Source organism: [Erwinia] mediterraneensis, assembly GCF_900604315.1.
GTDB classification, from domain to species: Bacteria; Pseudomonadota; Gammaproteobacteria; order Enterobacterales; family Enterobacteriaceae; genus Pantoea; species Pantoea mediterraneensis_A.
Genome location: NZ_LR026978.1, coordinates 487,909 through 499,821 on the forward strand (window position 1 = coordinate 487,909; position 11,913 = coordinate 499,821).

The window sequence follows — 11,913 nt, forward strand, 5'->3', positions numbered from 1 at the left end:
GCAGTACTTTTACCGTTACGCACCACCCCGTCTGTAGCTGAACAGGAGGGACAGCTGATAGAAACAGAAGCCACTGGAGCACCTCAAAAACACCATCATACACTAAATCAGTAAGTTGGCAGCATCACCTGCGTCTGCCTTCGCTTTCAGGTATTTCGCGGTCTTCAGCTTCATGAACATTTTGCGCTTAACCCTGCCCTGCTTCGTCCGGGCAGTCATGCGACGCGGTACCCACGGCGTGCCATCTGGCGCGCGCTGTGCGGTCATGTTTTGCTGCTGAATCCGGCGCACATCCCGCGCCACTTCACGCAGCATTTTCTTCCGCTCTGCCGGTTCCAGCTTCGCCAACAGCGCTGCCAGCCAGGCATCTACCTGATGTAATTCACTCATCAACGGCCCATCCAGTACTCGTCTGGTTCCTGCGGTTCCGGCACGGCTTCGATCTGCATCACCCCGTTAACTTCACGGGCCAGTACACGCTCCGTCAGTTTCAGGTTCAGACTCAGATCACATGCCCCATTACCGAGAATATCCACCTCAAAGGTAAACAGCTTTTCCCGCTCAGTTGGGTTTTGCAGCAGATCTGGCTGGTTGTCGCGCAGCCAGAAAAGCACCGGTGCCATCAACAGATTCTGATCACCGGTAAAATCTGTCACTACTATGTTCAGGGTGTAACGGTACTCCCATGAAATAGAGGCGGCGGAGGTAGCAACCATTGCGCCATCATCCACAAACAGATGCAGCCTGTCCGGGTTGTCCCGGACATAGGGCACCGCGCTACTCAGGGCTTTGCGTAAAGATTGCGGCTTGTTCATCGTTGCGTTCCTGGCAATTCACTATGGTATCCACTTTGTCCGCGCAGTTCGCCCAGGCGGCCTCCGTCTCATCCAGCTGGCGATTCAGATCCCCGTTACTGCGTGGGGCTGCTTCCGGTAGCTGGCAGCGCGTTATTCTGGGACAGCCATTCACGGTAAGAATGGCCTCCGGTGAGTGCCGGTCGGGTGCGCAACCGCACAACAGCAGCAGGCAAAGAGGTATTACTCCAGCGGCGCAACGCTTCATTTTCACGGGTCAGTTCCTCAATCCGGCGCTGCCGTTTCTGTAACAGCGCACTGGTTTCTTCAACAGCCGCATAAAGGCGAGTCTGCTCGCGGCTGTTGGTCTGCGTCAGGATATTCAGGGCAATCAGCTGGCTGCTTTTCTGATTCAGCTTCACTTCCAGCGCAGCCAGTGCATCTTTTTGTCTGCGCTTTTCCTGTTCTGCGTTATCCAGCCGCCACGTCTGAATGCCGATGGCCACGATCCCGATCAGCGATATCACAATAAGCGCGCGCATCACGTTATCCCTTCTAAGCACCAGGCCATTTCCCGTGAGCGGCGGTTTTTCAGTCCCTGGCTGAATATCCCGTTCACATAAACCCAGCGTGGCAACTGATAACAGGCATCACGCCAGCGCTTTTCCCTCAGCAGCTTCACCATCGTTGAGCCACAGGCTTTTTCGGTTCCGACATTGAATGCAAATGACACCAGCGCGTCATAAACCTGCTGCGGCATCGTGACTGCTACGCATTGTGCCAGCGCAGCTTCTACCCTCAGCACGTTGGTGATGAAGTTACCCGCCGCCTGCCGTTCCGTGATCGACCGGCCCGGCACCACGCCAGAGGTATTGCCAATCCCGTCCGTCCATACCCCGGCGCTGCACTGATAGGGTTTCAGGCGACAGCCTTCGTAATCCGCGATGAGTTTCAGTCCCTCTACCGAGGTGCGCAGCTGCTGGAAACCGGGCAGCGTGGCGGCAATCGCCAGCACCGCTCCGATAGCGCACCGCTTAACGGTTTGCAGATTCATATTCCTCCCGGCTGATTTTCCTGCTGGCAAGCAGCTGAAAAGTTTTGCGCCGGTAGTACCAGCTCACCAGAAACATGCCTACGCCCAGCACCATGCCAAGCAGCGTGGCAACGTCCTGTAAATCCCATTTACCCAGCCATCCCATTCCCACTGCGATGCAGTAAGTGAGGAAAGCGCTGATACGCTCTGTTGTCATGATTCAGTCCCAAAGCTGCACGGTCTGCGCGGTGGCTGCGGGCGTGATATCCGGCAGCTCCACCTCCAGCCCGTGCGGTAAAAAAGGCCCGTGATCCACCAGCCCCGGATTTGCCTGTAACACCTGTTCTGTCAGTCCCTGCGTGCGGCCGTAATGTCGCCAGCACAGCGCATCCACGGTGTCATACTGCTGCGCGCACACTTTCATCAGATCAGTTCCACCATACAGTGCGGCTGGTCCTGCACACGGCTGATAGCCCAGCGTGCATCCCGCCACAGTTCCCCTGTCGCATCGTCCAGCGCTTCCCCACGTTTCACTCCTGATGCCGTGGCGTCATAATCCTGATAACGCTCGTTCAGCATCGCCCGTGCCCAGCACCAGACCGCGTTGCGGTAGTGATGGAGGCGTTCACTCTGCCCTGCCAGCTTGTCTGCCGGAACATCCGCCAGGGACGCATAACCCAGCTTCTGTTGGCGGGTCCGGAAGTCGAACAGCTCCGCATTTACCTCCGCTATCGCGGTCAGCAAAACCTGACGTAGCCGGGGCGTGGTTATAGTCCCGTCAATGCGCATCGCCTCCCGGAATTCGGCCAGGCTGATATCCGGCCAGAAAGAGGTGTTCCCGATGATTTCCGGCGTGTCCGTTACCTGTTCAGGCGCTACAAATTTCATTGCTGTGTTTCTCCTGAAGAAGTTGGGCGGTGGACGGGGTTTTGATAAGGCAAAGCCTGTCGCCACCCCGTGCCGCCCCGCGCGTGGGCACGTCCGGTTAACAGCTGGCGTTACGCAGCTTGCGCTCCAGTTGCTCGATGTCTTTTTTCACTCCGCTACGTTCGTCCAGCTGCAGAGCATGTTTAAGGTGACAGAGAGCGGTAGCGGGATCGCTTTCACGCAGCAGCCAGCCCAGCGACTTATGTAAACGGGCGCGCGACTGGTCCGGCATATCCCGATCACCAATGACGTCCAGCGTCTGCACAAGCAGATCGGCGTCAAAAGGGGCTTGCGCCAGGATAGCGGCCTTTGCCGCATCGGCTATCTCCTCAGCCAGCACGGTCTGTACGTTGCGATTAAAACCCTGCGGCATCACCCAGCCATGTCTCAGCGCATGGCGGCCAATGGTGAGCGCACCGGCATAATCTCCGGCGTCGATGCGCCAGAGCATGACGTACATCAGCACGTCATCCTGCTGCACAACATCAGCGGCCAGCATTGCCTCCACCCAGACGGCGTATTTAGGCAGCAGCTCCTGTTTGATTTCGGCTTTTTTAACAGTGGACTGCACGCTTTTGAGGCGGCGGCGATCCTCATCCAGCTGCATCAACATCTGGTCATAGCCGGATGTATGACGGATATTGCCGCCCTGGCGAGCGGCCTCCTGTGCCTGAATAAAGCGTGTATGTGCACGAAAAGGATTGGTCATGGATCAGGCTCCGGCATCATCACCGGCAGGTTGCTGACTGCCGTTCGCAAGCATTTCCCGGAACACGTTTGCTACGGCCGTCGAGATGCCCTGAATTTCCGCATTGCTCTTTGTCGCTTCATCGCCACCATCCAGCAGCTCGATGTTTTCAATCAGGCAGGTACAGTCGTAATCTTCAATCACGTATGCCTCGTTGACCGATTCATAGTTTTCGATGCGGTCACGCCTCGGATTGTCGATCACCGAACGGCGCCGGGTTTCGTTTTGCCAGTAAATAGAGAGGTTATCCAGCCGGGTGATCAGCACAGCATTGGCCGGAAAATACGGTGCACGTACAGCGGGCAAATTGCCGATACGCTTCTGGCTGATAATCAGGTCAGCGGCCAGTTTTTCGCTGTTTGGCTGGTCCTGATTAACCAGCGGGAAATACTTATCAGCAAGCAGAGCTCGCCCGCAGATCACTACCAGTTCGGTGTCGTCCTGATACTGAACGGCGATTTTCTCGTTAACCGCGCCCATTACCATAGCGTCAAGATTGCGGAACAGGCCGCCTTTCCCCACCGTGATCGTGTCGGCGAGGATCGTACCGTCTTCACCAACATGCTTACTCACCACCTGCGACGGTTTTTCCTGGCGGATTTTTTCCAGCCAGCCGATATTCACATCTTCCAGCAGCGGGTATTTGCTGCGGTCAGAGGTTTTTTCACGCTTCACGCCGTTAAAGCCAATCATGATGCGGTCCAGCGCCTGGCGCTTAACAATCATGTCGCGGATGCGGGTCTGAAAGTCCTGAAACTTCGCCCACATGTCTAACTTGCTGTAAGGCAACGCGGTGTCAAAGTTGGTCTGGGTACATTTATAGCCTTCGCCGTCGATATAGGTTGGATCGTTCGGCTCACGCTCTTTCTTCGTCGTGTCCGTCGTTCCGGCAATGGTGCTGCCAATACCCAGCCCCAGACGCTCGCCGCTCTGTTCATCCACCGGCACGATATTAATTTTCTGCAGAAACGCAGATGACTCCTGAATTTTGGATTCCAGCGTCTGGGCAACGGAGGGTTCGACCGTGAATTTTGCGTTGATGTCCGATAATTCCACATCGTTAATTTTCGCCAGCTGCGCCAGGAACGCATTGAATTTATAACGGGTTTCTTTTTTCATTGGTTATCTGCTCTGAATCTGTGAGGTAATCTCGCTGGCCGCTCTCAGCAATCGGTCAGGCTTTCACCGTGCCCCGGACCGCCCGTAGAACGCGGACGAAAATCATCACGGCTGTCCTGGCGGTTCAGCTGTTCCTGCAGCGCATCAAATGCCGCTTTGTACTCCTTCACTTCAGCTTCCAGCGCTTCTGTGCGTTTCACCTGTTCACTCAGCGCGGCATCGGTCCGGGTGCTGTAGTTCTGGTGTTCAGTGGCAATCAGCTCTACCGCCTGATGGACGTCAGTAAAACGCGCCTCGTCGGTCTGCTCTTTTTTACTGAACAGCGCAGCGATACGGGCGAACAGCCCCGGTTTGTCCTCCGGCACTTCTTCCAGCTCAATCAGCGTTTCTTCCGCTGCGCTGAACAGGTTGGCAGGGTCTTTTTTGCGGTTAGCCAGCGGGTTCTGACTGGCGCTGGCGCTGAAAAGCAGCATCTCGGTGCCGAGGCTGGCCGGATCGTCAGTTGCCGCCAGGCCAATCAGGTAGGCTTTGCCGGTGTCAGCAAACTTCGGGCTGATCTCCATTGAGGTGAAAATCTTCTGCCACTGCTTCGTCAGGGCAACCAGATCGGAGGTTGGTTCGATATCGGCATACAGCCCCATCTTGCCCGCCAGTGGCCCTTCAGTGATTTCCTCAGCCGTCAGGCCCGTTACCCGGCCATAACGTTTAAACGTGCCGTCAGGTGAAAAAGATTTCAGGTGCTCAAGATTAATCAGTGCCGTGTACACCTCCGGGTCATAGGAGGCGGCCATTTCAGTCAGCCACTCACGCTGGATCGCACGACCGTCTGTGGTGGCACCTTCCACCCCGATACGAAAACGCTTTGCTTTCACTGCCGCTGCCATAAGTCAGGCTCCGTTGAGAAAAAATGCTGTGAAGCCCTATGTTTGCTGCGGTAAGGAGACTGAAACAACGAAGAGGCGTTGTGCTGAAAACCGCACAAACAGCGGCAACGGAAAAGCGCACTGCAGGGCCGTATTTTGTGCCCATGACGATGATGACGCCCGACGACCTTGATCCCCGCAGGCAGGCGATGCTTCTGTACTTTCAGGGATACCGTATCGCCCGCATTGCTGAAATGCTGGGAGAGAAACCCGCGACCGTTCACAGCTGGAAGAAGCGCGATAAGTGGAGCGAATATGGCCCGCTGGATCAGATGCAACTCACCACTGCCGCCCGTTACTGTCGGCTCATCATGAAGGAGCACAAAGAAGGGAAAGATTTTAAGGAAATCGACCTGCTGGCACGCCAGTCTGAACGCCATGCACGCATCGGCAAATTTAACAACGGCGGCAATGAAGCAGACCTGAACCCGAAGGTGGCGAACCGCAACAGCGGGCTGCGTAAGCCACCAGAGAAAAACGTATTCACCGATGAACAGATCGAAAAACTACAGGAGGTTTTTCACGATTCGATGTTTGCTTACCAGCGTAAATGGTGGGAAGCAGGCAATAAACATCGCATCCGCAACCTGCTGAAGTCGCGCCAGATCGGTGCCACCTTCTACTTCGCCCGCGAGGCGCTGGTTGATGCACTGACTACCGGGCGCAACCAGATTTTTCTCTCGGCCAGTAAAGCGCAGGCGCATGTTTTCAAACAATACATTATCGAATTCGCCAAAGAGGTCGAGGTTGAACTGAAAGGCGATCCGATTACGCTGAATAACGGCGCTTGTCTTTACTTTCTGGGCACCAACGCCCGCACCGCGCAGAGCTATCACGGCAATCTCTATCTGGATGAATATTTCTGGATACCGAAGTTTCAGGAACTGCGCAAAGTGGCATCAGGTATGGCGCTGCATAAGAAATGGCGGCAGACCTATTTTTCCACTCCGTCCAGCCTGACCCACAGCGCCTACCCGTTCTGGTCCGGGGCCATGTTCAATAAAGGCCGGGCCAAAGCGGACCGCATCGATTTTGACTTGTCACATGCCGCCCTGTCACCAGGCCGGTTATGTGGTGACGGCCAGTTCCGCCAGATCGTCACCGTTGAGGACGCGGTACGCGGCGGCTGTAACCTGTTTGACCTTGAGCAGCTGCGCCTTGAATACAACCCGCCGGAATACCAGAACCTGCTGATGTGCCAGTTTGTCGATGACCTGGCCTCCGTGTTCCCGCTGGCTGATCTACAGGCGTGCATGGTTGACAGTTGGGAAGTCTGGAGCGATTTCGAAGCACTGGCGCTGCGTCCTTTTGGCCACAAACAGGTCTGGATCGGCTATGACCCGGCGAAAGGCACGCAGAACGGGGACAGCGCCGGATGCGTGGTTATTGCGCCACCAGACGTACCGGGTGGTAAGTTCCGCATTCTGGAGCGCCATCAGTGGCGCGGCATGGATTTCCGCGCACAGGCCGAATCTATCCGCCAACTGACGCAGCAATACAACGTGACTTATATCGGCATCGATACCACTGGTGTCGGGCATGGCGTGTATGAAAACGTGAAAACCTTTTTCCCGGCGGTGAAGGAGTTCGTTTATAACCCGAACGTGAAAAACGCCCTGGTGCTGAAAGCCTGGGACATCATCAGCCATCGGCGTCTGGAGTTCGATGCCGGACACACCGACATCGCGCAATCCTTTATGGCGATCCGCCGCACCACCACAGCCAGCGGTAACCGTCCTACCTATGAAGCCAGCCGCAGCGAAGAAGCCAGCCACGCCGATCTGGCATGGGCGACCATGCATGCCCTGGCGAACGAACCGCTGCAGGGCGAAGCGGCCCACACCCAAAATATTATGGAGATGTTCTGATGAGCAAACGAAAAAGCCGCGCCCGCACGCAGCCGGTAAGCCAGTCGGCGCAGTTGACCGGCACCCCGGCAGCAGAGGCGTTTACCTTCGGTGATCCGGTCCCGGTACTAGACCGCCGCGAACTGCTGGATTATGTGGAATGTGTGGTAATGGATCGCTGGTATGAACCGCCGGTGAGTTTTGACGGCCTGGCCCGCACCTTCCGGGCCGCAGTGCATCACAGCTCAGCCATTACGGTTAAGCGCAATATTCTCACCAGCACTTTTATCCCGCATCCGCTGCTCAGCCAGCAGGCCTTCAGCCGCTTTGTGCAGGATTATCTGGTGTTTGGGAATGCCTATCTGGAGAAGCGCACCAACCGGTTGGGCGGCGTGCTGTCGCTGGAGCCTTCACTGGCAAAATATACCCGGCGCGGTACGGATCTGGATACTTACTGGTATGTGCAATACGGTCTGAACAAACAGCCCTATCAGTTTACTCCGGGTAGTGTTTTCCATCTGATGGAGCCGGATTTGAATCAGGAGATTTACGGCCTGCCGGAGTATCTGTCTGCCATTCCGTCCACGCTGCTGAACGAGTCCGCTACCCTGTTCCGCCGCAAGTATTACCTTAACGGCAGCCACGCCGGTTATATCATGTATGTGACCGACCCGGCGCAGAACCAGGAAGATGTGGACAGTATGCGTAAGGCGATGAAAAGCGCGAAGGGGCCAGGGAATTTTCGAAATTTGTTTATGTACTCACCGAACGGGAAGAAAGACGGGATTCAGATCATCCCGCTGTCAGAGGTGGCGGCAAAGGATGAGTTTTTGAATATTAAGAATGTGTCACGGGATGACATGTTGGCCGCGCACCGTGTGCCACCGCAGATGATGGGGATTATCCCGAATAATACAGGAGGGTTCGGGGATGTGGAGAAGGCCAGCCGCGTGTTTGTGAGGAATGAGCTAATGCCGCTGCAGAAGCGCCTGGAAGAGTTAAACAGCTGGCTGAGTGATGAAGTGATCCAATTTTCGCCTTACACACTGGATATATAAATTTAAACTACTCTTCATGAGGATTGACGTTGGCTTTAGCCGTAATACTATACTTCCCTGAGATGAAGTCTTGTCTCAGGGTGGCCAACTTCATTTTTGTTGCTGAATAAATCCGGCGTGCTTGCTCGCGGGTTTGCTCATCTGCATATGAATCATCTATGACGGATTTTTGTTCAGCTAAATCTCGCTTAAGCCCGCTTCTCAGACTCACCAGTTCGTGTGGCTCCATCCATCTACAGTAAAAATAGACCCCAATATAAGAGATCACTCCACTAAGTATCGGCACGCATAGAGCTGCAATTTCTTGGTTGTTCCCATCAAGAAATCGTGTCAAGCCCATCAATAAAGTACCGATACCAGCAGAACTGAAAACACCATTACGAATGCTCTTGGAGGGGGACTCAGGCGTGACATTACTCACTGGACTTCACCCCGAGCTTCTTCAAGCTGCTTAACGATAGGTGAATTTAATGAAAGATTGACAGTCTTCTCGCTTACCAACTTTCCATCATGATAATGCCTAACTATAAATACCTGATTTTTCTTAAATTTCCCTGTAATGTAATACCCCAAAGCGCTGAAAAACTTCCATGCAAAAGGGGACAGGATAATCAACCCCGCCCATGTCATAAAAGTATAAATTGTAGCCAGCGCTTCAGACTCGCTCATTTACAGAATTTTCCTGTCTGCACCCACTCGATGCCTTATTACTTGAGTAATCACATATTCAGTTCGCTGAGAGCGGGCTGTGGTCTTAGTGATCGTTGAAAGAGACACTTCAAACATATCTCCTTTAGTGAAGCTTTTTTCACTGTCTCTAACGCGAGCCATGAAACCTTCATCTTCCATTCTTACTGAATGTTCTTTGCCATCATATACCATTTTCCACCCACGATTAGAATCGAAATTTATCTGGTTCAAAATGATATTTGTTACTTGGGTTTCAATTTTTTCGTCAGCGAGCGAAGCTTTAGGTAATGGAGTAAAGTCTTGAACTTCATCATCTTTAACGCTAAATACCGGTTCGTCTACGCCTTCTAACTCAATTTGGAAAGATGGGGCTTTTTCGTCGTTAAGCGGCTGAGTGATAACCTCATTCATAGCCTTACGAATCACTGGGTCTGCTACCAATCTGGCAACTGTTGTATTCACAACAACCGCCTCATCTTCAAGCTCAATGGTGGAGTTACCAGTGCCAGCTTCGGTATTGATGTTAATGATGCGCTTGTCTTTCAACTTCCGCGCAATACCGAAAGCCGTTCCGCCAACAACCGCAGCCGACGCTGTGCTGATACCTAAGTACTTCATGACGTCTAATGCGCCCGTATCTTTTATTAATAGTGCAAATTCGATAACAAGCGATCCGGCTTTAGCCGGTGCTGTTACCTCAAGCTCTAAGGTTCTGCCATTGTTAATAATGTCGTCAGCTCTATTAATCATTTTGGCAAATTCAACGATAGACATGCCCAAGTCATAAGCGTTCATTTTATGATTGGCGATATCAGATCCTTCAGCAGCACCATAGTGAACTGAAAATTTCTTGTACTCTTGCTTGGCAGTCAAAGTTGTATCCTTTTAATTAGACTGTGATTCTTTAGAGCCACCCCGGTAATGTTAGGTTAAATCCTATTGCTTTCTGGGAACTGACTCATATTTATGATGTGCAGAATACAAAAAAAAAAGTTACAAGGTAAATAAATTTAATACTTGCTAAATGTTGGCTTGTAAGGACTGTGAACTCTGTCTGCGCGCGCTCGTAGCCCCGCCACGCCTGCCCGCTTTACGTAGCGGTTTTCATGCACCTGCACGAGATATGAAAAAGCCCGCCAGAACTGGCGGGCTTAGGCATTAGCGATCCTTTTTGGATCATGCGATTTCATGCAGGCTTTCCTGGCTCTTCCTCTGCAACCTCAAGCGTAGAAAACTCATCGAAAGACTTATACGTTTCCGTATCGAAAAGCGACACCGACTCAACCTGATCCATAGGGATTACATGCCGGAAATGCTTAAAACTGAGTGGGGAGGAGTCAGCGGTAATGTCTTTGCTAAGGTAAAGCTCATAGTAACGGTGCTGTTCGTGATAACGCAGTGTGTCTTTATCGCGATAGCCGCTGATATAAGGGATGATTGCCAAATGCTGCGTATCCTGATGCTCCATGCGGGGAGCGGCGACGTAACCGATATAGACCTTCCGGGATTTCAGAGTAACAAAGATCAACTTACCTTCGTCGATAGCCTGAACGAGTAAGGACTCGATGCCATCCTGCGCCGCCACTTCTCTGTACGCTTCCTGACGGGTTTCTTCGTTTTCCAGCGCTCGCCGGGCATTAATTCCCTGGTCATACGCCAGCCATACCGCCGTAAGCATGGATAAAACAAAAAACAGGGGGTAAGTCATTATCCTGATATCTGTCAGCCAGGAATACAGATCAGCATGGAGTACGGGCCAGATTAAGCCCAGCAAATTGATGAAGGTACTAATAACCAGAAGGGCTAAAAACAGAACAGAAACAATGATAAAACCCTGAATGGCAAACCTGCATCCATGCATCGCTACATAAAAATAGGCGTTCCATCCGTTACTGCGCGCCTGCCTGATGCGGGACTGGTAGTGATTTTCCGTATACCAAAACCCGCATACCAGTACGACCATAATAATTAATGGTCCCATCTGTCATCCTTTACGTTTTGCAGCCAATTCTTCCATGCGGGCACGCATCGATTCACGTACCTGCTGATTGTTCATGTTAAGGGTGGCAGTACCGTTTGCATCAGTAATAATTTTGCTGCTATCGGACTGCTGCACATCCTGGCGGATAACGTCCTGCATAATCCTTCCCGGCGCTGACAGCACCTTACGGAGAAGTTCAGTCATAGTTCCTCCTGAGGACACAAACGCTACTGGCAGCGGCGTTTAATCGTGCTGCTCTCTAATTTTAGGACAGCATGCATATGTATATGTTCGATGAGAGCAACTGCTTAACGCATTTTCATTTCACAGCGCAATCATAATGACTTTCTGTACGGAGGTGCAAGGCGCATCAGCGATTCACGCTATCCGTTTTGTAAACTTGCTGGCGCAGAACCAAACCCTGACGCCAGCAACTGTTTTAATGCGGTCAACTATTGTCTTTCCAGACCTGCTGCGGAACTTTTGTCTCTCGCGCTTTGCCTTCGTGACCAGGCTTCATCGATCATGATTTCAATGTGCATACAGTTCCTCCTGAACTGGTTGCGTCAACCGACCGGTCAAACCCATAGTTTCTGACTTTCTCCATCAGCTCATCGGTCAGTTCGGAAACCCACTGAATAGCCAGCTGCTTCTCTTCGTCGCTGCACTCACTGGCCGCTACAAGCTTCAGAAAAAAATCAATGCGCTCCAGCTTTACTATCTCAAAAAGAAAATCCTGCATGTTCCCTCCATTCAACATACATACTGGACGCATATACAGTAATGAATTTTT

At 52.6% G+C, this 11,913-nt stretch carries 18 protein-coding genes and 2 pseudogenes (1 of these 20 only partly in view); 2 read left to right on the plus strand and 18 right to left on the minus strand.

What is annotated here, in order from left to right; translation table 11 throughout:
- The 12 genes and pseudogenes from E0E17_RS02215 to E0E17_RS02270 form a co-directional block, all read right to left on the minus strand.
- Positions 1 to 74, minus strand: a pseudogene (locus E0E17_RS02215) (IS1 family transposase) (it extends 13 nt beyond the left edge of the window).
- A 43-nt stretch (positions 75 to 117) separates the two neighbouring features.
- Positions 118 to 390, minus strand: a pseudogene (locus E0E17_RS02220) (phage virion morphogenesis protein); the annotation flags it as partial.
- The gene (locus E0E17_RS02225; protein WP_130831121.1) at positions 390 to 815 is read right to left on the minus strand and encodes a phage tail protein; all 426 of its coding nucleotides are present in this window, start codon (positions 813 to 815) and stop codon (positions 390 to 392) included. The gene E0E17_RS02225 and the pseudogene E0E17_RS02220, both read right to left, overlap by 1 nt.
- A complete protein-coding gene (lysC, locus tag E0E17_RS20390; protein WP_237680751.1) occupies positions 778 to 1,017 on the minus strand; it encodes an Rz1-like lysis system protein LysC in 240 nt (79 codons plus the stop codon). The genes E0E17_RS02225 and lysC overlap by 38 nt, the downstream gene beginning before the upstream one ends.
- On the minus strand, positions 911 to 1,336 hold the full coding sequence (gene lysB / locus E0E17_RS02235) for an Rz-like lysis system protein LysB (RefSeq protein WP_130831123.1): 426 nt from the start codon (positions 1,334 to 1,336) through the stop codon (positions 911 to 913). Before lysB ends, lysC begins: the two co-directional genes overlap by 107 nt.
- Positions 1,336 to 1,848 (minus strand): lysozyme, encoded by a 513-nt coding sequence (locus E0E17_RS02240; protein WP_130831125.1) that lies wholly within the window; start codon positions 1,846 to 1,848, stop codon positions 1,336 to 1,338. Before E0E17_RS02240 ends, lysB begins: the two co-directional genes overlap by 1 nt.
- Positions 1,829 to 2,044, minus strand: a complete 216-nt coding sequence (locus tag E0E17_RS02245; protein WP_130831127.1) for an HP1 family phage holin — start codon at positions 2,042 to 2,044, stop codon at positions 1,829 to 1,831. Before E0E17_RS02245 ends, E0E17_RS02240 begins: the two co-directional genes overlap by 20 nt.
- A 3-nt stretch (positions 2,045 to 2,047) precedes the next feature.
- A complete protein-coding gene (locus tag E0E17_RS02250) occupies positions 2,048 to 2,251 on the minus strand; it encodes a tail protein X (protein WP_130831129.1) in 204 nt (67 codons plus the stop codon).
- Complete coding sequence (locus E0E17_RS02255) at positions 2,251 to 2,715, minus strand: head completion/stabilization protein (RefSeq protein ID WP_130831131.1); 465 nt, start codon at positions 2,713 to 2,715, stop codon at positions 2,251 to 2,253. Before E0E17_RS02255 ends, E0E17_RS02250 begins: the two co-directional genes overlap by 1 nt.
- Positions 2,716 to 2,812: 97 nt before the next feature.
- Positions 2,813 to 3,463, minus strand: a complete 651-nt coding sequence (gpM, locus tag E0E17_RS02260; RefSeq protein ID WP_130831133.1) for a phage terminase small subunit — start codon at positions 3,461 to 3,463, stop codon at positions 2,813 to 2,815.
- A gap of 3 nt (positions 3,464 to 3,466) precedes the next feature.
- Positions 3,467 to 4,621: a phage major capsid protein, P2 family gene (locus tag E0E17_RS02265; RefSeq protein ID WP_130831135.1), complete on the minus strand. Its 1,155-nt coding sequence runs from the start codon at positions 4,619 to 4,621 to the stop codon at positions 3,467 to 3,469.
- 44 nt (positions 4,622 to 4,665) lie between these two features.
- On the minus strand, positions 4,666 to 5,505 hold the full coding sequence (locus E0E17_RS02270) for a GPO family capsid scaffolding protein (RefSeq protein WP_130831137.1): 840 nt from the start codon (positions 5,503 to 5,505) through the stop codon (positions 4,666 to 4,668).
- Between the two features lie 143 nt (positions 5,506 to 5,648).
- On the opposite strand from E0E17_RS02270, the gene E0E17_RS02275 reads away from it, so the two are divergent.
- Together E0E17_RS02275 and E0E17_RS02280 are read left to right on the plus strand one after the other, a co-directional pair.
- Positions 5,649 to 7,412, plus strand: a complete 1,764-nt coding sequence (locus E0E17_RS02275) for a terminase ATPase subunit family protein (protein ID WP_130835436.1) — start codon at positions 5,649 to 5,651, stop codon at positions 7,410 to 7,412.
- Positions 7,412 to 8,449: a phage portal protein gene (locus E0E17_RS02280; RefSeq protein ID WP_130831139.1), complete on the plus strand. Its 1,038-nt coding sequence runs from the start codon at positions 7,412 to 7,414 to the stop codon at positions 8,447 to 8,449. Before E0E17_RS02275 ends, E0E17_RS02280 begins: the two co-directional genes overlap by 1 nt.
- A 7-nt stretch (positions 8,450 to 8,456) precedes the next feature.
- Here E0E17_RS02280 and E0E17_RS02285 read toward each other — a convergent pair whose 3' ends face one another.
- The 6 genes from E0E17_RS02285 to E0E17_RS02315 all read right to left on the minus strand — a co-directional run bounded on the left by E0E17_RS02285 (position 8,457) and on the right by E0E17_RS02315 (position 11,862).
- Positions 8,457 to 8,870, minus strand: a complete 414-nt coding sequence (locus E0E17_RS02285) for a hypothetical protein (RefSeq protein ID WP_130831141.1) — start codon at positions 8,868 to 8,870, stop codon at positions 8,457 to 8,459.
- Positions 8,867 to 9,118 carry a hypothetical protein gene (locus E0E17_RS02290; protein ID WP_130831143.1) on the minus strand — a complete coding sequence of 84 codons (252 nt, stop codon included), beginning with the start codon at positions 9,116 to 9,118 and terminating at the stop codon, positions 8,867 to 8,869. The genes E0E17_RS02285 and E0E17_RS02290 overlap by 4 nt, the downstream gene beginning before the upstream one ends.
- On the minus strand, positions 9,119 to 10,012 hold the full coding sequence (locus E0E17_RS02295) for an LAPAL motif-containing putative phage structural protein (protein WP_130831145.1): 894 nt from the start codon (positions 10,010 to 10,012) through the stop codon (positions 9,119 to 9,121).
- A 313-nt stretch (positions 10,013 to 10,325) separates the two neighbouring features.
- Complete coding sequence (locus tag E0E17_RS02305; protein WP_130831147.1) at positions 10,326 to 11,120, minus strand: hypothetical protein; 795 nt, start codon at positions 11,118 to 11,120, stop codon at positions 10,326 to 10,328.
- Positions 11,121 to 11,123: 3 nt separating this feature from the next.
- On the minus strand, positions 11,124 to 11,324 hold the full coding sequence (locus E0E17_RS02310; RefSeq protein WP_130831149.1) for a hypothetical protein: 201 nt from the start codon (positions 11,322 to 11,324) through the stop codon (positions 11,124 to 11,126).
- A gap of 319 nt (positions 11,325 to 11,643) precedes the next feature.
- The gene (locus E0E17_RS02315) at positions 11,644 to 11,862 is read right to left on the minus strand and encodes a hypothetical protein (RefSeq protein ID WP_130831151.1); all 219 of its coding nucleotides are present in this window, start codon (positions 11,860 to 11,862) and stop codon (positions 11,644 to 11,646) included.
- Positions 11,863 to 11,913: the final 51 nt, after the last annotated feature.